Raw genomic sequence first — 868 nt, 5'->3', positions numbered from 1 at the left:
GGATGGCTTTAAAACATTTCATGAGTGGTTAAAATTAGTAGCTAAAGAAAATAAAAAAGATAACATAATTGTTGGGTTAGAGCCTACAGGTCATTACTGGTTTACATTGGGAAATTTTTAAAAGGAACTCGGGATTAAACTTGTTCTAGTTAACCCATTTCATGTTAAAAGAAGCAAAGAATTAGACGATAACTCTCAAACAAAAAATGATCTTAAAGATCCAAAAACAATTGCAAAGCTTGTTATTGATGGCCGATATTCTGAGCCTTACATTCCGGAAGGGATATATAGCGAGTTAAGAATAGCAATGAGTATGAGAGAAAGTCTTACTAAAAATTTAAATATAATTAAAAATAAAGTAGATCATTGGTTAGACAAATACTTTCCTGAATTTAACGATGTTTTTGCTGATTGGGAAGGTAAAGCTGCATTAATGTCATTAACGGAGTTTGCTACACCAGAAGAAGTTTTATTAACAGGTGTGCAACAAATAGTTGTGATATGGAAGAAAGAAGTCAAGCGTGCCGTAGGCATTCAAAGGGCGGTAAGACTTGTTGAGGCAGCTAAGATTTCTATTGGAATTAAGGAAGGTCTTAAAATGGCTAAGAAAGAGCTCGAAGCTAATTTGGAACAGTATGCACTATATTTAAAACAAAATGAACAATTAGAAATAGAAATAGAGGAATTAGCTTTTCAGGTACCTGGGGTCAAGGAGATGGTATCTATAAAAGGTGTAGGAATAATGACTGCTGCCGGGTTCATTGCTGAAGTTGGTGATATAAAAAGATTTACACATCCAAGCCAAATTCAAAAGCTTGCAGGTTTAAATCTAGTTGAAAGTAGTTCGGGTAAACATAAAGGCAAGACG

Annotated in this window: 1 protein-coding gene; it reads left to right on the top strand. The window is 34.2% G+C overall.

Annotation, left to right across the window (positions count from 1 at the left end; genetic code table 11):
- Positions 1-133: 133 nt before the first annotated feature.
- Positions 134-868 (top strand): transposase (locus LGK97_RS20000; RefSeq protein WP_226262005.1); only part of this gene is annotated, 735 nt, incomplete at its 3' end.

The organism is Clostridium sp. CS001, from assembly GCF_020443565.1.
In the GTDB taxonomy this organism is placed as follows: Bacteria; Bacillota; Clostridia; order Clostridiales; family Clostridiaceae; genus Clostridium_AD.
Note: the sequence above shows the minus strand (reverse complement) of the source record. Positions and strands in the feature narration are given on the sequence as shown.